The 19,764-nt window shown below is 70.8% G+C and carries 14 protein-coding genes; 9 read left to right on the top strand and 5 right to left on the bottom strand.

The window, feature by feature from the left end; translation table 11 throughout:
* Window positions 1-101: 101 nt before the first annotated feature.
* The 4 genes from ACYVJS_RS06475 to recQ all read left to right on the top strand — a co-directional run bounded on the left by ACYVJS_RS06475 (window position 102) and on the right by recQ (window position 6,777).
* Window positions 102-2,723, top strand: a complete 2,622-nt coding sequence (locus tag ACYVJS_RS06475; RefSeq protein ID WP_460738843.1) for a DEAD/DEAH box helicase — start codon at window positions 102-104, stop codon at window positions 2,721-2,723.
* A 49-nt stretch (window positions 2,724-2,772) separates the two neighbouring features.
* Window positions 2,773-3,936, top strand: coding sequence for a glycoside hydrolase family 3 N-terminal domain-containing protein (locus ACYVJS_RS06470; protein ID WP_460738841.1), 1,164 nt, complete (start codon window positions 2,773-2,775; stop codon window positions 3,934-3,936).
* 51 nt (window positions 3,937-3,987) lie between these two features.
* Complete coding sequence (locus ACYVJS_RS06465) at window positions 3,988-4,524, top strand: DUF1697 domain-containing protein (RefSeq protein WP_460738839.1); 537 nt, start codon at window positions 3,988-3,990, stop codon at window positions 4,522-4,524.
* A gap of 231 nt (window positions 4,525-4,755) precedes the next feature.
* A complete protein-coding gene (gene recQ / locus ACYVJS_RS06460; RefSeq protein WP_460739869.1) occupies window positions 4,756-6,777 on the top strand; it encodes a DNA helicase RecQ in 2,022 nt (673 codons plus the stop codon).
* Window positions 6,778-6,796: 19 nt separating this feature from the next.
* Here the strand turns inward: recQ and ACYVJS_RS06455 are convergent, their stop codons facing one another.
* Entirely contained in the window at window positions 6,797-8,053 is a 1,257-nt protein-coding gene (locus tag ACYVJS_RS06455) for a GNAT family N-acetyltransferase (protein WP_460738837.1), read from the bottom strand.
* 195 nt (window positions 8,054-8,248) lie between these two features.
* On the opposite strand from ACYVJS_RS06455, the gene ACYVJS_RS06450 reads away from it, so the two are divergent.
* Both ACYVJS_RS06450 and ACYVJS_RS06445 read left to right on the top strand, forming a co-directional pair.
* Window positions 8,249-10,357, top strand: a complete 2,109-nt coding sequence (locus tag ACYVJS_RS06450; protein WP_460738835.1) for an acyl-CoA dehydrogenase family protein — start codon at window positions 8,249-8,251, stop codon at window positions 10,355-10,357.
* Between the two features lie 32 nt (window positions 10,358-10,389).
* On the top strand, window positions 10,390-10,971 hold the full coding sequence (locus tag ACYVJS_RS06445) for a DNA-3-methyladenine glycosylase I (protein WP_460738833.1): 582 nt from the start codon (window positions 10,390-10,392) through the stop codon (window positions 10,969-10,971).
* 33 nt (window positions 10,972-11,004) lie between these two features.
* On the opposite strand, the gene ACYVJS_RS06440 is transcribed toward ACYVJS_RS06445, so the two are convergent.
* The 3 genes from ACYVJS_RS06440 to ACYVJS_RS06430 are packed head-to-tail and all read right to left on the bottom strand — an operon-like array spanning window position 11,005 to window position 14,244.
* A complete protein-coding gene (locus tag ACYVJS_RS06440; protein ID WP_460738830.1) occupies window positions 11,005-11,472 on the bottom strand; it encodes a recombinase family protein in 468 nt (155 codons plus the stop codon).
* A 32-nt stretch (window positions 11,473-11,504) separates the two neighbouring features.
* Complete coding sequence (locus tag ACYVJS_RS06435) at window positions 11,505-13,229, bottom strand: cation:proton antiporter (RefSeq protein ID WP_460738828.1); 1,725 nt, start codon at window positions 13,227-13,229, stop codon at window positions 11,505-11,507.
* 1 nt (window position 13,230) lies between these two features.
* Window positions 13,231-14,244, bottom strand: coding sequence for a malate dehydrogenase (locus ACYVJS_RS06430; protein WP_460738827.1), 1,014 nt, complete (start codon window positions 14,242-14,244; stop codon window positions 13,231-13,233).
* Window positions 14,245-14,339: 95 nt separating this feature from the next.
* Here ACYVJS_RS06430 and pip point away from each other — a divergent pair, with 95 nt between their 5' ends.
* Window positions 14,340-15,311, top strand: coding sequence for a prolyl aminopeptidase (pip, locus tag ACYVJS_RS06425; RefSeq protein WP_460738825.1), 972 nt, complete (start codon window positions 14,340-14,342; stop codon window positions 15,309-15,311).
* 3 nt (window positions 15,312-15,314) lie between these two features.
* On the opposite strand, the gene ACYVJS_RS06420 is transcribed toward pip, so the two are convergent.
* The gene (locus ACYVJS_RS06420; RefSeq protein WP_460738823.1) at window positions 15,315-17,075 is read right to left on the bottom strand and encodes an aldehyde dehydrogenase family protein; all 1,761 of its coding nucleotides are present in this window, start codon (window positions 17,073-17,075) and stop codon (window positions 15,315-15,317) included.
* A 249-nt stretch (window positions 17,076-17,324) separates the two neighbouring features.
* On the opposite strand from ACYVJS_RS06420, the gene ACYVJS_RS06415 reads away from it, so the two are divergent.
* On the top strand, window positions 17,325-18,965 hold the full coding sequence (locus ACYVJS_RS06415; protein WP_460738820.1) for a GAF domain-containing sensor histidine kinase: 1,641 nt from the start codon (window positions 17,325-17,327) through the stop codon (window positions 18,963-18,965).
* Window positions 18,962-19,585 carry a response regulator gene (locus ACYVJS_RS06410; RefSeq protein ID WP_307322086.1) on the top strand — a complete coding sequence of 208 codons (624 nt, stop codon included), beginning with the start codon at window positions 18,962-18,964 and terminating at the stop codon, window positions 19,583-19,585. The genes ACYVJS_RS06415 and ACYVJS_RS06410 overlap by 4 nt, the downstream gene beginning before the upstream one ends.
* The last annotated feature ends 179 nt before the right edge of the window (window positions 19,586-19,764 follow it).

The raw sequence follows: 19,764 nt of genomic DNA, 5'->3' as shown, positions 1-19,764 counted from the left end.
CCGCGGGCGGGCGGTCTCGGGCTGCGTCATCCGCCGAGGACGCCTGCGTCGGATGACGAGGCCCGCCGTCCGATGCGGCCGGCGTCGGGCAGACTCGAGGGATGACCGCATCCCTCACCGAGCTCGCCCGGACAGCCGGGGACGATGCGGATGCGCTGTACGACGCATTCGTGGACTGGACCACCGGACGCGGCATCGAGCTGTACCCCGCGCAGGACGAAGCGGTCATCGAGCTCGTCTCGGGTCAGAACGTGATCCTGTCGACACCCACCGGCACGGGCAAGTCGCTCGTCGCCGTCGCCGCGCACGCCGTGAGCATCGCGCGGGGCGGGCGGAGCTACTACACCGCGCCCATCAAGGCCCTCGTGAGCGAGAAGTTCTTCGCGCTCGTGGACATCTTCGGCGCGGAGAACGTCGGGATGGTCACGGGCGACTCCTCCGTCAACCCGGATGCGCCGATCGTGTGCTGCACGGCCGAGATCCTGGCGAACCTGGCACTGCGGCACGGAGCGGATGCCGCGGTCGACCAGGTCGTGATGGACGAGTTCCACTTCTACGGCGAGCCCGACCGGGGCTGGGCGTGGCAGGTGCCGCTCCTGCTCCTGCCGCGGGCGCAGTTCCTGCTCATGTCGGCGACCCTCGGCGACGTGACCGGGATCGCCGCCGACCTCACCCGTCGCACACAGCGCCCGACCGTCGAGGTGGCGGGCGTGGAGCGCCCTGTACCGCTGCACTTCTCCTACGCCCGCATCCCGATCCAGGAGCAGGTCGAGAAGCTGCTCGAGGAGAACGAGGCTCCGGTGTACATCGTGCACTTCTCGCAGGCGCAGGCCATGGAGCGTGCGCAGGCGCTCGCGAGTGTGAAGGTGGCGAGCCGTGCGCAGCGCGACGAGATCGCGGAGGCCATCGGTGGCTTCCGCTTCACGACGGCGTTCGGCAAGACTCTCTCGCGCCTCGTGCGCGCCGGCATCGGCGTGCACCACGCGGGCATGCTGCCGCGCTACCGACGGCTCGTCGAGACGCTCGCGCAGCGCGGGCTGCTGCGCGTGATCTGCGGCACCGACACGCTCGGCGTGGGCATCAACGTGCCGATTCGCACAGTGCTCATGACGGCACTCACCAAGTTCGACGGCACCCGGATGCGGCAGATCACCGCGCGCGAGTTCCATCAGATCGCGGGGCGCGCCGGTCGTGCGGGCTACGACACCGCCGGAACGGTCGTCGTCATGGCCCCCGAGTGGGAGATCGAGAACGAGCAGGCGTTGCGCAAGGCCGCGGGCGACGCCGCCAAGCGCAAGAAGATCGTGCGCAAGAAGGCGCCGGCCGGCGCCGTGAACTGGGGCGAAGGGTCGTTCGAGCGGCTCGTGCAGGCCGTGCCCGAACCCCTGGTGCCGCAGATGCAGTTGACGGCGGCCATGCTCATCAACGTCATCGCCCGCGGTGGCGACGTCTTCGCGCACGTGCGCTCCCTCGTCTTCGACAACCACGAGCCCCGCGCCCGCCGCTACGAGCTCGCGCGCCGGGCGCTTGCGATCTTCCGCACGCTCGTCGCCGCCGATGTCGTCGAGGTGGCGGGCGGCCGCATCCGGCTCACGGTCGACCTGCAGCCGAACTTCGCGCTCAACCAGCCGCTCTCGCCCTTCGCGCTCGCAGCCATCGAGCTGCTCGACCCGGATGCGGTGCCGCCCGCATCCGCCGCGGCGGGGTCCGCCGTCGAGCTCACTCCGGTCGGAGAAAGCGACGAAGGTCGGAGGATCGACGGCGAAACCTCCGACATCGGGCCGGATCTCCGACCGGTGCGCGCCGCGGGGTCGGGTCACTACGCCCTGGATGTGGTCAGCGTGATCGAGGCGACCCTCGACGACCCGCGGCCCGTGCTCGCGCAACAGGAGTTCAAGGCGCGCGGCGAGGCGGTCGCGGCGATGAAGCGCGACGGGCTCGACTACGACGAGCGGATGGCGGCCCTCGAGGAGATCACCTACCCGAAGCCGCTGGCCACGCTGCTCGGCGAGGCGTTCGAGGTGTTCGCCTCCAGCCAGCCCTGGGTGCGCGACTTCGAGCTGCGCCCCAAATCCGTCGTCCGCGACATGTTCGAGCAGGCGTTCTCCTTCGCGGAGTTCGTCTCCTGGTACCAGCTCGGCCGCAGCGAAGGCCTCGTGCTGCGCTACCTGAGCGACGCGTACCGTGCGATCCGGCAGACGGTGCCGGCCGAAGCGCGCACCGAGGAGCTGCTGGACGTGATCGCCTGGCTCGGCGAGCTCGTGCGGCAGGTGGACTCGAGCCTCGTCGACGAGTGGGAGCGGCTCGTGAACCCCACGGATGTGGCGGGCGAGCCCGTCGTGCCTCCCGCGCCACCCTCGGTTGTGGCCAACCGTCGTGCTTTCGTCGTGCTCGTGCGCAACGAGATGTTCCGGCGCGTGCAGCTCGCGGCCCTCCAACGCGACGACGACCTCGTCGCCCTGGATCCGGATGCGGGATGGCCGGATGCGTTGGACGCCTACTACGACGACCACGACGCCGTCCTCACCGGCGCCGGTGCGCGCTCGCCCGCGCTCTGCACGATCGATGAGTCGGATGCGTCGAGCGGGCTCTGGCGCGTCGAGCAGGTCATCGACGATCCGGACGGCGACCACGACTGGCGCATCCGCGCGGTCGTCGACCTCGCCGCATCCGCGGAAGAGGGCGCGGCGCAGGTCAGCGTCACCGAGATCGTGCGCCTCTAGCCGGGCGCAACCCCGGACTCGTCCAGGCCCGGTGGGGGACACTGGGATGATGCGCAAGACGATCACGGTTCGCGCGCTCGCCGTTCTCGGCGCGGTGGCGGTGCTTGCGGGATGCTCCGCCACGCAGTCCGCGCCGACGGCCGCTCCCTCCGCCCAGAGCCCGACACCCACCCCGACTCCGACGCCCGACCCGGTCGAGGCGCTCACGATGGAGCAGCGCGTCGGGCAGTTGTTCATGGTGGGAACTCCCGCCGACGCCCCCGACCCCACGGCGCTCGCTGCAATGGCCGACCCCGGTGTGGGTGGGCTCTTCCTGCGCGGCCGCTCGTCCGCGGGCGCGGCGGCCACGGCCGCGCTCGTTGCGCAGTTCACGGCGGTGGAGCCTGCGACCGGCCCCCGCGCCTGGGTCGCGACGGATCAGGAGGGCGGGGACGTGCAGGTGCTCTCCGGTGAGGGCTTCGAGCCCATGCCGACAGCGCTGACGAGCGCGCAACGCGACGACGCGACGCTCGGCGCGGATGCCGTGCGGTGGGGTGCCCAGCTGCGCGCGGCGGGCGTCGACATGAACCTTGCGCCCGTGGCCGACATCGTCTCGAGTGCCGACACCGCACGGTTGAATCAGCCCATCGGCATCTACAACCGCCACTACGGCTACGACGAGGCGACCGTCGCCGACAAGGCGGGCGTCTTCGCCCAGGGGATGCGGGAGGCCGGCGTTCTGCCGACCATCAAGCACTTCCCCGGGCTCGGCCGAGTGACCGGCAACACGGATTACGCGGCCGATGTGCTCGACACGGAGGTCGGCGCCGACTCCCCTGATGTGGACGTCTATCGCACCCTTCTCGAGGAGGGCCCGGCTGCGGTCATGATGGCGACCGCGGTCTACCAGCGCATCGACCCCTCGATGCCCGCGGCGTTCTCCGAGCCTGTCGTGACAGGACTGCTGCGCGAGGAGCTCGGATTCGACGGTGTCGTGATGACCGACGACATCTCGGCCACGGCGCAGGTGGAGCGCTGGGCGCCCGCGGATCGGGCGGTGCTCGCCGTCGACGCCGGCGTCGATCTGCTGCTGCTCTCGGCCGATACGTCGGTGTTCCCGGAGATGTATCAGGCCGTGTTGCAGCGGGCGAAGACCGACCCCGCGTTCGCTCAGAAGGTGGATGCGGCGGCCGGCCGCATCCTGGAGCTCAAGGAGACGTTCCCCGGCGAGTGAGGCGGGTCCGCGGGGATGCGTGATCGGGCGCAGCGGGCCACAATGGTCCGGGTGCCGACGTATCTCGGGTTTCTCCGCGCCATCAACCTCGGAGCCAAGCGGGTCTTTCCCAAGGACGACATCTGCCGGGTGGTGTCGGAGCTCGGCTTCGAGGACGTCACCACGCACCTCAACACCGGCAACGTGCGGTTCTCGACGAGGATGCGTTCGCGCGCCCGCATCGAGGAGGCGCTGGAGCGCGCGTTCCACGCCGACCGTGGCTTCGACGTGCCCACGATCGTCTTCACGACCGACGAGTTCGCGCGGATCGCGCAGGAGGCCAGGGCCCTGAGCGAAGCCCGAACCAACCTGGCGCGGCATTACGTGTACCTGCTCAAGGAAGAGCTCACGCCCGAGCAGGCGGCCCTCGTCGAGGCGACCAGCGGCGACAGGGGCGACATGGTCGTGTCCGGCCGCGCCGCACACGCCCTGCTGGGCCCCGGGTACAACGACGGTACGGTCGATCCGCTCTCCGCCGCGAAGCTGCTCGGCGTCGCCACCAACCGCAACCTCAACGTCGTCGGGTCCCTCGCCGATCGCTGGTGCTGAGGCTCCTCTCTGCGTGCGTGCCCTGCGTGCGCGCCCTGCGTGCGTGCCCTGCGTGCGTGCGCGTCCTTTCTGCGTGCATGACCCTTTTGCGTGCATGACCCGGTGGAACGGCGCGTGTGGTGACCTGCGTGTCTCACTTGTGCACGTTTCGGGGGCTTCGGGCGTGAATGTGTGAGACACGCAGGGATGCGGGCGGCAGGATGCGGGGTGGCGGGAGCCGATGCGGTGAGGATGCGGGGCGGCGAGTCTGTCTGCGAGGCTGGTTACCCTGGAAGAGTGAGCTCGCCGCATCCGTCCTCGTGGGACGTCCCACCGGATGACTGGGCGCCTCCGGAGGACGAGCCGCCGTACGATCCGTACGGCGAGAGCGGGTGGGTGCCGCCCGAGGACGGCTGGGTTCCACCCGAGGATGCACCTGCGGCGACGCCGCGCCGCGACTTCACCGGGCAGAACCCGCGTACCGTGCTGCACGAGGTCTACGGCTACGACGCCTTCCGCGGCGACCAGGCCGACATCGTCGATCACGTCGTCGGCGGCGGGGACGCGATCGTGCTCATGCCGACCGGCGGCGGAAAGAGCGTCACCTACCAGGTGCCCGCGCTCGTGCGGCCGGGCACAGGCCTCGTCGTCAGCCCTCTCATCGCCCTCATGCACGATCAGGTCGAGGCGCTGCTCGCCAACGGTGTGCGCGCCGCCTACCTGAACTCCACCCAGCTGCCCGGTGAGCGGCAGAGCGTCGAGCGCGCGTACGTGGCCGGCGAGATCGACCTGCTCTACGTCGCCCCCGAGCGACTCAACCTCCCCGCCACCACCACGCTGCTGAAGCGCGGCAGGCTGAGTGTCATCGCGATCGACGAGGCGCACTGCGTGTCGCAGTGGGGTCACGACTTCCGCCCCGACTACCTCGCCCTCGGCGAGCTGGGCACCCTCTTCCCTGGCGTGCCGCGGATGGCGCTGACCGCCACGGCGACGCGTGCCACCCATCGGGAGATCACCCAGCGACTGGCGCTCGGCGACGCCCGCCACTTCGTCGCGAGCTTCGACCGACCCAACATCCAGTACCGCATCGAGCCGAAGGTCGATCCGCGCCGCCAGCTCGTCGCCTTCATCCGATCGCAGCCGGAGGGCTCCGCCGGCATCGTGTACGCGCTGAGTCGCAAGAGCGTCGAGCAGACGGCCGACTACCTGCGTGCGCAGGGGATCGATGCGCTGCCGTACCACGCGGGCCTTCCGGCTGAGACGCGGGCCGCGAACCAGTCGCGGTTCCTGCGCGACGACGGCGTCGTGATGGTGGCGACGATCGCCTTCGGCATGGGCATCGACAAGCCGGATGTGCGCTTCGTCGCGCACATCGATCTGCCGAAGTCCGTGGAGGGCTACTACCAGGAGACGGGCCGCGCGGGCCGCGACGGCGATCCCTCCGTCGTGTGGATGGCGTACGGGCTCGGCGATGTCGTGCAGCAGCGGCGTCTCATCGACCAGAGCCCCGGCGACCGCGCGTTCAAGATCCGGATGGGGCAGCACCTCGACGCCATGCTCGCGCTCTGCGAGACCGTCGAGTGCCGTCGGCAGAACCTGCTCAACTACTTCGGCGAGCAGGCCGAACCCTGCGGCAACTGCGACACGTGCCTCACTCCGCCCGAGATCTTCGACGGTCTCGTGCCGGCGCAGAAGCTCCTGTCGACGGTCGTGCGCCTCCAGCGGGAGCGCAACCAGTCGTTCGGGGCCGGCCAGATCATCGACATCCTGCGCGGTGCCGACACCGACCGCATCCGTCAGCAACGGCACAACGAACTGGCGACGTACGGCATCGGCGCCGACCTCAGCGATCAGGACTGGCGCAGCGTCATCCGCCAGCTCCTCGCACGCGGCGTGCTCGTCGCACGCGGCGAGTACGGCACGCTCGCGCTCGGAGAGGAAGCCGGCGGAGTGCTCCGCGGCGAGACGGCCGTGCGCCTACGGCGTGACGTCATCGGCCGTCCCGCCGCCGCGACCCGCGCGCGGCGGGCCGCCGCATCCGACGCCGTGGCCGAGGGCGATCGCGCACTGTTCGAAGCGCTGCGCGAATGGCGCGCGCAGGCCGCGCGCGAGCAGGGCGTCCCCGTGTACATCGTGTTCGGCGACGCGACGTTGCGCGCGCTCGCCGAGCATCGTCCGGGCTCGCTCGCCGATCTCGATGGCATCACCGGCATCGGCGCCAAGAAGCGCGACGCGTACGGCGAGGCCGTGCTCGAGGTCATCGCCGCCGCCTGACACATCCCGACGGGTCGGCTCAGACCGGCGGGAAGCTGCGCACCCGCTCCACCCGCATCCGGAAGGGATAGCTGGACCCTCCGCGCGGTGCGAGCGGCAGGTCGTAGACGTCGAGCATGAGCTGCACGGGGTAGCCGATCGACTGGTTGACGGTCTTGACCCAGCGTCCGTCGATGAAGAATCGGATGCGGTCGGGCGACCACTCCACGGCGTAGTCGTGGGGCTGGGTGAGATCTCCCTCGACGCGGATCTTCTCGACATCGTCGCGCAGTCCCGGGTCGTGCTGCGCTTTGACGCCGACTCCCACCCATCCGCCGTCGTCGTCGAGCTCGTGCCCGAAGATCTCGCACACGCAGATCTCCCCCGAGTGCTCGGGGCTGTCTTCGACGCCGATCGGCCAGAACGCCACCATCGCGCGTGCGTCGCGCACCGCCGTCAGCCGCGCCTCGATCACGCCGTACCGCACGAGCCAGAGCCCGGCATCGGGCTGCTCCTCGCGCACGACGAGACCGTCGCGGAAGCGATGCTGCCCGATCGACGAGCCCGCTGGGCCCGAGCGCTGTGCCGTCTGCAGATGCGACACCCGGACCTCCCCGTCGATGTCGGGCGCCCACGGTGCGGTGTCTTCATCTATGCGCAGTTCGAGCCCCTCGGGACCGGTGCGCCACCTGGCACTCGTCGTCGCACGCGATGCCCAGTGCGGCAGGTAGTACGGCCACCATCGTTCCCGGTCGAGGGCGCCGGAGAACCGCTCGTCGACATCCGCGACGCGATCGGCGACGTCGAGCGGCGACATGTCGAGGGTCCACGTCGTGACCATCAGCGAACCCCCTCGCCAGGGCTCGGTGAAGGTACCGCCGCGCGAGAAACCGGCCGCGCGGCACACCCCGTGGGATGCCGCGTTGTCGGCACCCGGGGAGGCCACGAGAAAGGCGCGGTCGCCGCGCTGCCGCACGCGCGCGATGAGCTGCCGCAAGGCCGTGGACGCGATGCCTCGCCCCTGCCACGCGCTCTCCACGCTCCAGCCGGCCTCGTACGCCGGGACGCCGTCGTGATCGACCTGCCAGAATCCGATGGCGCCGACCGGCTCGCCGTCGACGTCGATGCGGTACATCTCCGCCTCGCCGCTCTGATTCAGGCGCAGGTACCGCTCGTGGCGCTCGACGACCTGCGCCTCGGTCTCTGGGCCGCCGAGGAACCGCGTCATCTCCGGCGTGTTCGCGCGCTGGAGCACGGGAAGGTCCGCGGTGGACCAGGGCTTCAGGGTCAGCGTCATGGGCGAACCTCCCGCATCCAGTGTGTCCGAGGCTTGCGACACCGGGTCGTCTTCATGGACGATGTCGCCAGCACACAACCGGATGCGGCGACGTGCCCGCATCCGGTTGTAGAGGATCTGCAATCGACTTGGGGTGTGGTTGTCGTGCTCCTACCGTCGACATCGTCTTCCTCTGTCCCACCGAAGGGTGATGCCATGACCGACGCCGTCGTCCGTCCCGCCAAGCCTGCGACCAGCCGTCGCACTCCTGCCGGGGGCGCGCCTGCCGCGGCGCGCTCCGCGGCAGAGGCCGCCGAGCCGCGCATCGACCTGCCCGCCGTGACCGACATGCTGCTCGGCACGTGGGGCAAGACGCGCCGGGAGGCGCGCGAGATGATCAAGGATCCGGCCTTCTGGCGGATCGACGGGCAGACCGTCGCCGAGCACCGCGACCGTGTCTTCGCTCAGCTGGGTCTCATCGTCGAACAGGGAGTGTCCGCGCGGGCGTACCCCGTCGAGTACGGCGGCCTCGGTGACAACGGTGCGAACATCGCCGGCTTCGAGGAACTCGTGCTCGCCGACCCCAGCCTGCAGATCAAGGCCGGCGTGCAGTGGGGGCTCTTCGGCGCCGCCATCCAGCAGCTGGGCACCAAGAAGCACCACGACAAATGGCTCGCCGACGTCGTCACGCTGAAGCTGCCGGGCGCCTTCGCGATGACCGAGACCGGCCACGGCTCGGATGTGGCCGCGATCGGCACGACCGCGACGTACGACGCCGAGACGGAGGAGTTCGTCATCCACACGCCGTTCCGGGGCGCGTGGAAGGACTACCTCGGCAACGCGGCGGTGCACGGGCGTGCCGCCACCGTGTTCGCCCAGCTGATCACGGGCGGTGTCAACTACGGCGTGCACTGCTTCTTCGTTCCGATCCGCGACGAGGCCGGCGACTTCCTGCCGGGCGTCGGCGGCGAGGACGACGGCGTCAAGGGCGGCCTCAACGGCATCGACAATGGCCGCCTGCACTTCGACCAGGTCCGCATCCCCCGCGAGAACCTGCTCAACCGCTACGGCGACGTCGCCGCCGACGGCACGTACTCGAGCGACATCGCGAGCCCCGGTCGCCGTTTCTTCACGATGCTCGGCGCGCTCGTGCAGGGCCGCGTCTCGCTCGACGGGGCCGCTACGACGGCGGCCGCCCTCGGACTGAAGATCGCCGTCACCTACGCCAACCAGCGTCGTCAGTTCGATTCAGGGTCGGGGACGCCCGAGGTGACCCTGCTCGACTATGGCAAGCACCAGCGCCGCCTCCTGCCGCGGCTGGCCACGGTGTACGCGCAGGCGTTCGCGCACGACGAGTTCCTGAAGAAGTTCGACGGTGTGTTCTCCGGCCGCACCGACACCTCCGAAGAGCGCGAGGACCTCGAGACGCTGGCGGCCGCTCTCAAGCCGCTGTCGACGTGGAACGCGCTCGACATCCTGCAGGAGTGCCGCGAGGCGAGCGGCGGCGCGGGCTTCCTCGCCGAGAACCGTCTCGTCGGTCTGCGCAGCGACCTCGACGTGTACGTCACGTTCGAGGGCGACAACAACGTGCTCCTCCAACTCGTCGGCAAGCGTCTGCTCTCGGACTTCGCCTCGCAGTTCAAGGGCAAGGATGCGGCCGCGCTCGCTCGCTTCGCCGTCGGCAGCACCGCGGGCAAGGTGTTCCACGGCGCAGGCCTTCGTCAGCTCGGGCAGTCTCTCGCCGACTTCGGCTCGACCGCTCGCTCGGTGGAGCTCGGGCTGCGCGAGGACCAGCAGTTCGAGCTGCTGGCGGGACGCGTGCAGCAGATGGTCGCCGACGTCGCGGCGCGCCTGCGTCCAGCGGCGAAACTGCCCGCCGCCGAGGCCGCCGCGCTGTTCAACGAATGCCAGTACGACCTCATCGAGGCGGCGCGCGCGCACGGTGAGCTGCTGCAGTGGGAGGCCTTCACCGATGCCGTGCACCGCGTCGGCGACGACGGCACGCTGCGGGTGCTCACCTGGCTGCGCGACCTCTTCGGGATGAGCCTCATCGAGAAGCACCTGTCGTGGTACCTCATCAACGGGCGTCTCTCGGCTCAGCGCGCCGGCTCCGTGTCGCGCTACATCGGACGCCTCTCGGCCCGGCTCCGTCCGCACGCGCAGGACCTGGTGGATGCGTGGGGCTTCGAGCCCGAGCACATCCGCGCGCACATCGCGTCGGGCGCGGAGCAGCAGCGACAGGATGAGGCGCACGCGTACTACGCGGAGCTCGCCGCATCCGGTGAGGCGCCGGTCTCGGAGAAGTCGCTGCACAAGAAGCGCTGAGGGGTGTCGGCGACCGCCGATAGCGTGGGCGGATGACCGACATCATCGTGGGGGAAGACGGCCGTGCGCGTTGCGCGTGGGCCGGAGCCGATCCCGAGTACCTGCGCTACCACGACGAGGAGTGGGGTCGTCCGCTTCGGGGTGATCGGCCGCTGTTCGAGAAGATGAGCCTCGAGGGGTTCCAGGCTGGGCTCAGCTGGATCACCATCCTGCGCAAGCGCCCGCGCTTCCGCGAGGTGTTCGCGAGCTTCGAGCCGGGTGCGGTCGCCGCCTTCGACGAGGTCGACGTCGAGCGGCTGATGGGCGACGCGGGCATCGTGCGCAATCGGGCCAAGATCGAGGCGGTCATCGGCAACGCGCGTCTGGTCGAGGCCATGTCGCCGGGCGAGCTGGACGCGCTGATCTGGTCGTTCTCGCCCGAGGGCCACGTGCCGCCGGCGTCCTTCGCCGCGGTCCCGGCCACGACGGCCGAATCGACCGCGCTCAGCAAGGAACTGCGCCGGAGGGGCTTCCGTTTTGTCGGGCCCACGACGATGTACGCCCTGATGCAGTCCGCCGGTCTCGTCGACGATCACGTCGCCGGCTGCTGGCGCGCCGCGATCACCGGTCGTTGAGCGAGCCGCAGGCGAGACGAAACGCGCTCGGCGTCAGCGGCCGGTGTCGAACAGGTGCCGGCCGGAGTGGCCCAGCACCTTCACCATCACGCCGCGTCGGCGAAGCTCCGCGACCGTGCGGGTCTCCTCGTCGATGTTGCGGCCCAGCGCATGCACGCTCGCCACGACGAGGACGTCGCCGCGGGTGAGGCGGCCGAACAGTCGACTCAGACGCTCCTCCCACGACTCGAGGATGTCGGGGGCCGGGTGTCGGAAGCCATCGATGGGCACACCGAAGCGCGTCAGCTCGGCGCGCTGCTCGACCACGGAGGGCATGTCGTCGCGATTCACGACGAGGCCTACGAGACGCGCGCCGGTCGGCCGGGCCCGCCACCAGTTGCGGTCCGACTGCAGTTCCGTGAAGCACTTGGGACAGTCGGCCGCCGTGTGGGGCAGGTGCAGTGGGGCGGTCGCGGGATCGGCTCCCGCGCCCGCGTTCTCGCCCGTCCCCTCGCTGACCATGCGTCCATTCTCCCCCGGATCGGGTGACGGTGTCACTCGTCGCCGGTCTCGTCCGCCAGGCGCAGCTCGAGGCTGATCTGGTCGGCGTCGAGCTCCGCGAGGGCGTGGCGCAGCGCGGCCGTGCTGAACGACCCCGACGACCCTGCCTCGAGCAGGCGCTCGCGCATGGCGTCGATCATCTCGAGGCGCAGCTCCAGCACCTCGCGCGCGGCTGCCGTCATCTCGTCGTCGGGCGGGTCCACGAGTCGTGCTCCCACCCGGGTGAGGATGCGTTCGCTGAACGCCGTCCCGTCGCGCCGGCGCAGATCCTCGTCCTGAAGTCGCTCGGATGCGGCCTCGCGCAGCACATCGTCCAGGCGCCGCTGCTCCTCCCGCGTCGGTCCCGCGGACTCCGACGGGATCCGGAGCAGGCGCACCAGCGCAGGCAGGGTGAAACCCTGCAGGAGCAGGCTGATGATCGCCACCATGAACGCGACGAAGATGAGCAGAGGGCGGTGGTCGGTGCCCCGCGGGAGGGTCTGCGCCGCGGCGAGAGTCACGACACCTCGCATCCCGGCCCAGACGATGATCGTGCCGTGCTTCCACCCGAGTGGTGAGGAGCGGTAGTAGTCCAGATCGGCGCCGAGGCGCGCGAGTCGCTTCCGGATCGACGGGATGCGGCGCATCGCCCGCTCGGGGTTCGATCTCTCGATCGGTACCGTGCCGTCGGCCATCCCCTGCAGTCTGTTGTCGACGCGTTCGATGTCGAAGCCGGCGAACCGCCTCGCTCTTCGTCCCTGCTGCCAGATGAGGAAGGCCACGTACACGCCGCGAACGGCGACGATGATGCCGAGGGCCGACAGGGCGAGCCAGGTGCCGTGCCAGAGGCCGTCGTGCTCGGTCAGGTTCTTGTTGACGACGTCGGTGAGCTCCAGCCCCATGACGAGGAAGACGCCGCCCTCCAGGACGAGCTCGATCGTGCGCCAGTTGGCTTCTTCCGACAACCGTTGCTCGGGCGCGAAGCGTCGGGCCGCGCCTTGCCCGGTGACGATGCCCGCGACCACCGCCGCGACGAGTCCCGAGCCGTTGAGCTCTTCGGTGGGCAGGTACGCGATGAAGGGGATCGCGAAGCTGATGGCGGTGTTGGCCGCCGAGTGGCCGACCCACGTGCGCACCCGCAGGTTCACCCAGCCGACGAGTCCGCCGATCACGAGGGCGATCAGCACCGCCCACAGGAACGACAGGATGGTCTCGCCGAACGAGAACCCCGCCGCGATCGCGGCGGTGGAGGTGCGCAGCAGCACCAGGGCGGTCGCGTCGTTGAGCAGGCTCTCGCCCTCGAGCATCGTCGTGACGCGTGTGGAGATGCCCATCCGTTTCACGATCGAGGTGGCGACCGCATCCGTCGGCGAGAGGATCGCACCCAGGGCGATGCCGAGGGCGAGGTCGAGGCCCGGGATCACCCAGGTGAAGAAGAAGCCGAGCAGCACGGCGCTTCCCACCACCAGCACCACCGACAAGCCCGCGATCGGGGTGAAGTCGCGACGGAACTCGATGGCGGGAAGCTGCACGGCCGACGAGTACAGCAGGGGCGGGAGCACGCCCACGAGGATCCACTCGGGATCGACCTCGGGGATGTCGGGCACGAACGGGAGGGCGGCCAGCACGAGGCCGATGGCGACGAGGACGAGGGGGCCGGCGATGTTGAGCCGCCGGCCCAGGGCCGTCACGATGGCGACGACGATGATGCCGCCGACGATGACGGCCAGATGCTCCACGTCAGATCACCCCCAGCGCCCGCACGGCCTCGCGCTCGTCGGCGAGCTCGGCGACCGAGGCGTCAAGACGGCGGCGGACGCGAGCAGGAACCTCCAGCCCCTCCACGATGCGGTACCCGCTGCCGTCCGAGCGCACCGGGAAGGAGCTGAAAAGGCCCTCCGGCACGCCGTACTCGCCGTGCGAGACGACCGCGGCGGAGGTCCAGCCGAGTCGGGTGCCCTCGACGTCGTCGCGGATGTGGGAGATCGTCGCGTTCGCCGCGGAGGCCACGGAGGAGGAGCCGCGCACCTCGATGATCTCCGCCCCGCGCTTCGCCACCCGCGGGGTGAACTCGTCGTCGAGCCAGCGGATCGCCGCATCCTCGTCGCCGAAGCGCGCGGCGAGCACGTCGAGGGCGGGTGCGCCGTCGATCGTCGCGTGCGTCACGTCGGGAACCTGGGTAGCGGAGTGGTTGCCCCAGATGGCCACATCGCGCACCGCGGACACGCCGACGCCGACCGCCTCGGCGAGCTGGCCGACGGCGCGGTTGTGGTCGAGGCGGGTGAGCGCGGCGAAGCGTTCGGCGGGGACGTCGGGGGCCGCGGCCGACGCGATCAGCGCGTTCGTGTTCGCCGGGTTGCCGACAACGACGGCGCGGACGTCGGATGCGGCGTGCGCCGCGATCGCCGCACCCTGGGGGCCGAAGATGCCCGCGTTCGCGGCGAGCAGGTCCGCGCGCTCCATGCCGGGACCGCGCGGGCGCGCGCCGACGAGAAGGGCGATGTTGCAGCCGTCGAAGGCCACGGCCGGATCCTCCGTGACCTCGACGTCGCGCAGCAGCTCGAACGCGCCGTCCTGCAGCTCGAGCGCCGCGCCCTCCGCGGCGCGCAGCCCCTGGCGGATCTCCAGCAGACGCAGCCTGACCGGTCGGTCGGGGCCCAGCATGTCGCCTGCCGCGATGCGGAAGAGCAGCGCGTAGCCGATCTGCCCCCCGGCGCCGGTGATGGTGATCGTGGTGGGCGCAGCTGTGCTCATGCGATGAGCATACGAGCAGGCTCGGGGCGGACACATCCCGGGGAGCCCCATAGCGCATCCGCGGGCACGGAGGGGTGGCAAGGTACCGTGAGGACATGACGGTCTCCGAGCTCGACGACATCCTGTACCCGCCGATCGAGCCCTACGAGAGCGGAGAACTGCTGGTCGGCGACGGGCAGCGAATCTACTGGGAGCAGTCCGGCAACCCGGAGGGCAAGCCGGTCGTCTTCCTGCACGGCGGGCCCGGCGGAGGCACCTCGCCCTGGCATCGGCGTTTCTTCGATCCCGAGCGCTACCGGATCGTCCTGCTCGATCAGCGCGGATGCGGCAGATCGACGCCGCACGCGAGCGACGCCGCCGCGGACCTGCGGTTCAACACGACCTGGCACCTCGTCGCCGACCTCGAGCTCCTGCGCCGCAACCTCGGAATCGAGCGCTGGCAGGTCTTCGGCGGCTCGTGGGGGTCCACCCTCGCGCTCTCCTACGCCCAGGCGCACCCCGAGGCGGTCACCGAGCTCGTGCTGCGCGGCATCTTCACGCTCCGCCGGCACGAGCTGGAGTGGTTCTACGAGGGCGGCGCCTCGGCGATCTTCCCCGACCTGTGGGAGGGCTACGTCGCCGAGATCCCGGTGCTCGAGCGCAGTCGAATGATCGAGGCCTACCACCGACGCCTGTTCGACGTGGACCCGGAGGTGCACCGGCCCGCCGCGCTCGCGTGGACCCGGTGGGAGGCGTCGACGCTCACGCTGCGCCCCGACCCGGAACTGGTGGCATCGATGACGGATCCGGATGCGGCCACCGCGTTCGCGCGCATCGAGAACCACTACTTCGTGAACCATGGATGGCTGCGCGAGGGCCAGTTGATCGAGGAAGTGGACCGCATCCGCCACATCCCCGCGGTCATCGTGCAGGGTCGTTACGACGTCTGCACGCCGATCATGACGGCGTGGGACCTGCACCGTGCGTGGCCCGAGTCGGAGCTCGTGGTCGTCGACGACGCCTCGCACTCCGCATCCGAACCCGGGATCGCGGCGGCCCTGCGGGCGGCTACCGACCGGTTCGCGTGAGGCTCAGGCGCCCATCGCTCGGATGAGGGTGAGGGCGAGACCGAGCGGGTTGCGGTCGATCCGGTAGCGGGTCAGCCCCTCGCTCACCGCCGCCGCCGTGCGTGCGGAGACGAACCACGGCGGGGTGGGCAGCACGGAGAATCGTCCCGGGCCCAGCGAGCGCGGGAACGGGCGGAAGGGCCCTCGCAGCACCGAGCGCTCGACGTCCGCCAGCAGCGACGTGTTGTGCACGACGCCGATTCCCGATCCGACCTCCCGCACGTCGGAGTCCGGAAAGGCACCCCAGCTCAGCACGGGGGTTGCGAACAGCACGCCGGTCCACGCGTTGATCGCGATGCCGCCGTAGCGGAGCTCGGCGACCGCCCGCTCGAAGCCCGCACCCATCGCGTCCTCCGTATCGGGGTCGACGATGACGTTGGCGCCGAGCGTCCCCGCGAGCGACTCGTTCGCGTGCGCGACGGCGGCGTCGAGGAAGTCCTGCCCCGTTCCGGGGAGCTCCACGACGCCCAGCACGGGGGCGAAGTACTCCGTGGTCTCGAGCTCGGTGGCATCCTCGCCCGGCGCCACCTGCACGAGCGCGCGGCTGTGTGAGGCCGACCACTCGGCGCTCGGATACGTCACCGTGAGCGCGTGCAGTCGCTCGTCGGCGCGGGGATACCAGACCGGCCGGTCGGGGGCGTCGCGGTAGGCCTCGTGCAGCGCCCGTAGGAACTGCTCCCGCTGCGGCCAGTCCGCGCTCATCAGCACGACCTGACCGGCGATGCAGTTGTGTCCGCTGTTGTGCAGCCGCATCGTCGCGATGTGGGCCGCCTGGAAGCGGAGGTCGGCATCGGTCCACTCGCCCGGTACCACGATGATCGGAGACACGCCCCCGAGTTCGGCGGAGATGGGGGCTTTCAGCTGCGGTTCATCCGTCGTGCGATCGCGGGCGCCCCAGACGATCGCGTCGAAGGTCGCGGCCGAGCCGGTGATGTGCACGTGCTCGATGCGCTCGTGCGCGGTGAGGTAGGCGCCGACATCGCCGGCGCCGCGCACGATCCGTACGAGTCCCCGACCGATCAGCGGCGCGAGCGCACGCTCGAAGACCGGCACGAGGTCGTCCTGGGTGGGGTTGACCTTGAGCAGGCTCACGCGGTCGAACGCGAGCAGCTCGTAGAGCACGTCCAGGACCGGGATCGCGGAGATGTTCCCCGCGCCGAGGACGAGTCCCACGCCCGCCGTGCCCGGGGCGACCTGCGCCAGCCCGGCACGGCGGATGGCGGTGGAGGCGTCGGTGCCGGGGCGTAGCCAGATCTCGCCCGTGAATCCCGACAGCAGCAGGTTGTCCATGGGTTCGCGAGGGAAGACGTGCGCGCGGATGCGGTCGCCCGGCGCCCGGTCGAGCCGCACACCGTCGAGCGGACTGCCGCCTGCGGCGATCCGGCGCAGCGTCGCGAGGTAGCCGTCGAGTGCGCCGAGTACGGCGTAGGGACCCGAGAGCCACTCCTCGCCGCGGAGCGGGTGGTCGGGGGCGAGCCCCTTCGCGCGCGCGGCGATGCCGGCCCAGTCCGCGGCGGCGGTGCCGACCGCGTCCCTCGTGGCCGAGAGTGCACGGATGCGCTCGACGATGCTCGAGCGCGACCAGAGGGCGGCGCCCTGGCGGAGCGCGACGAGGTGGTCGTCGATCGCGGCACGCAGCCGGGGATCGAGCTCGGGCGCGGACACGGGTGCGGGCGTTGCAGAGGACTCGGACGCGGGCACGGCGCTCTCCTTCGGGTGGGCCACCAGGCAAGTGTGCCGCGCGCGGCGTTCCGGATGCTGTGAACCGGGTCTGGAGCACAACGCGCCGGTCGTCGGGGGTCGCCCGTTTTGTTCGCCTGTCACAGATCGAGCCGGATGGCTCGATCTGTGACAGGCGAACGGGGGTGCGGAGGGCGGCCGGGGGAGGTGGGCGGGGGCAGTAGTCACGGCGGCGGTCGGTGGGCGCCGAGGGGGGCGCACCTAGACTTGGGCGCGACACCAGGGGAGGGGACCGTGGCCGACATCGAGGCACGACTGCGTAGCCTGCTCTCGCTCAATGCGGCGATCGTCGGCCACATCCATCTGCACTCCGTGCTGCGCGAGATCGTCGAATCGGCCGTCGATCTCGTCGGCGCGCGATACGGCGCGATCGGCGTGCTGGGCGCCGACGGCGCGATCGTCGATTTCGTGCACGTCGGGATCGATGAGAAGACCGCGGCGCGGATGGGGCATCCGCCGCGCGGGCGCGGCCTGCTGGGAGCCATCGTGTCCGAGAGCGTGCGGGTCGATCACGTCGCCGCCGATCCACGATTCACCGGGTTCCCCGCGCACCATCCCCACATGGACAGCTTCGTCGGGGTGCCGATCCGCGTCCGCGAGGAGATGTTCGGCAACCTCTACCTGGCCGAGCATCCGGACGGCCATTTCACCGAGGAAGACACGGAACTCCTGCGCTCGCTCGCCGTGACGGCGGGCATTGCGATCGAGAAGGCGCGGCTGTACGAGGCCGCCCGGCTTCGGGAGCGCTGGGCCGCGGCGACCGCCGAGGTGCGCGCGGCTTTCCTCGAGGTCGACGACGAGCGACCCTACCGACTGCTCGCAGAGCAGCTGCCGATGCTGACCGGTGCGGCGCTCGTGGCGATCATCACGTCCACCGAACGCGGCACCGTGCGGTTGCAGATCGTGCGCGGCGACGCCATGGCGCGCCAGCTGGAGAGCGTGGAGCTGCCCGGCCATGATCGGGTCGCCCGCGCCCTGCTCGCGACGGGAGCCACGGTGCTCCCCGAGGTGGCGCTGCCCACGTTCGAGGGCGAGACCGTGCGGTTCGGCGACGCGTTCGTGGTGAGCCTCGGCGGGCAGGACGGCGCGGATGTGGGAGTGCTGCTGGCCCGACACCTGCGCGAACGGCCGTTCAGCGACGACGACATCCGGCGCACGACCGCGCTGGCCTCCGTCGCGGATCTCGCCGGAGAACTCAGCCGCGCGCGTGCCGACCGTCACCGGCTCGCCCTGCTGGAGGATCGTGGCCGCATCGCCCGCGACCTGCACGACAACGTGATCCAGCGCCTGTTCGCCGCCGGGATGCAGCTGCAGGTCGTGTCCGCCGGTGTCGACGACCCGCGCTTGGGCGACCGCCTCTCGGCGCAGATCGACGCCCTCGACGAGGCGATCGCCGAGATCCGCACCGCGATCTTCGCCCTGCAGCACGACGATGTGGGCGGCGTCACGTTGCGCGATCGCATCGTCGACGTCGTCGGAGAGTATCGAGCCCTTCTGGCGGAGCCGCCGCGGCTCGTGTTCCGCGGTCCGGTCGACCATGACGTGCCCGCCGATCTCGCCCCGGAAGTCGCTGCCGTCGTGCGCGAGGCGCTCTCGAACGTCGTCCGGCACGCCCGCGCCTCGCACGCCGAGGTGCGGGTGGAGGTGCGCGGCGGCCGCATCGTCATCGAGGTCGGCGACGACGGCCGCGGGCTCGACCCGGCCCGCGAGCGGCGCAGCGGCCTCAGCAACCTGCAGGCGCGGGCAGAGGCCCGGGGCGGCACCTTCGCACTCGCGCCCCGCCCCGGCGGCGGTACCCTCGCCGCGTGGAGCGTGCCGTTGGCCGCTCCGGCCGCATCCGACGACGAGACTTCCCGGCAGGAGGCCGACCTATGATCCGCGTCTTCGTTCTCGATGACCACGAACTCGTGCGCCGCGGGGTCGTCGACCTCATCGACGCCGCCCCCGACATGGAGGTCGTCGGCGAGGCGTCGACCGCGGCACAGACGCTCCCGCGCGTGGATGCGGTGCGCCCGGACGTCGCGGTGCTCGACATGCGCCTGCCCGACGGCGACGGCATCGACGTCTGCCGCGACGTGCGCTCCGCGCATCCGGAGATCGCGTGCTTGATCCTCACCGCCTTCGACGACGACCGCGCGAGCGAAGCCGCGGTGCTTGCCGGCGCTGCGGGCTACGTGCTCAAAGACATCCGCGCGAACGGGCTGCTCGACAGCATCCGCCAGGTCGCCGCGGGCAAGACCCTCACCGGAACGCGCGCTGCCGAGCTCGTCCGCTCGCGCGCGGATGCGGTTGCCGCCCCAGAGGTCGACCTGACGCTGCGCGAGCGGCAGATCCTGGACCTGATTGCCGACGGGCTGACCAATCGCCAGATCGGCGAGAAGCTGAACCTGGTCGAGAAGACGGTCAAGAACTACGTGTCGGGGCTGTTGCGCAAGCTCGGCATGGAGCGGCGCACCCAGGCCGCCGTCTACCGCGCCGAGCAGCGTCGCTCCTGACTCTCGCCGCCCCCGCGCCTCCTCGCCCGCGCGGCGCCCCGGGCTCCCGGGCTCGCAGGCGTGACGTTTCGGGTTTCTCGAACGTGGGGTGTTCCTGCTCGAGGGACGCGTGTTGCGGTCCCCGGGCCGGACACGCGACGTTTCGGGTCCTCGAGCACGCAAAGGCCCCGGGTGGTCCG

Source organism: Microbacterium neimengense (assembly GCF_054782995.1).
The sequence above is the reverse complement of the archived record's forward strand: the minus strand, read 5'-3'. Positions and strand labels throughout refer to the sequence as shown.

Bases quoted from the DNA above. Each gene is read 5' to 3' on its own strand.
- ACYVJS_RS06475 (WP_460738843.1), top strand. From the start codon at position 102: ATGACCGCATCCCTCACCGAGCTCGCCCGGACAGCCGGGGACGATGCG.
- ACYVJS_RS06470 (WP_460738841.1), top strand. From the start codon at position 2,773: ATGCGCAAGACGATCACGGTTCGCGCGCTCGCCGTTCTCGGCGCGGTG.
- recQ (WP_460739869.1), top strand. From the start codon at position 4,756: ATGCGGGGCGGCGAGTCTGTCTGCGAGGCTGGTTACCCTGGAAGAGTG.
- ACYVJS_RS06455 (WP_460738837.1), bottom strand. From the start codon at position 8,053: ATGACGCTGACCCTGAAGCCCTGGTCCACCGCGGACCTTCCCGTGCTC.
- ACYVJS_RS06450 (WP_460738835.1), top strand. From the start codon at position 8,249: ATGACCGACGCCGTCGTCCGTCCCGCCAAGCCTGCGACCAGCCGTCGC.
- ACYVJS_RS06445 (WP_460738833.1), top strand. From the start codon at position 10,390: ATGACCGACATCATCGTGGGGGAAGACGGCCGTGCGCGTTGCGCGTGG.
- ACYVJS_RS06440 (WP_460738830.1), bottom strand. From the start codon at position 11,472: ATGGTCAGCGAGGGGACGGGCGAGAACGCGGGCGCGGGAGCCGATCCC.
- ACYVJS_RS06430 (WP_460738827.1), bottom strand. From the start codon at position 14,244: ATGAGCACAGCTGCGCCCACCACGATCACCATCACCGGCGCCGGGGGG.
- pip (WP_460738825.1), top strand. From the start codon at position 14,340: ATGACGGTCTCCGAGCTCGACGACATCCTGTACCCGCCGATCGAGCCC.
- ACYVJS_RS06410 (WP_307322086.1), top strand. From the start codon at position 18,962: ATGATCCGCGTCTTCGTTCTCGATGACCACGAACTCGTGCGCCGCGGG.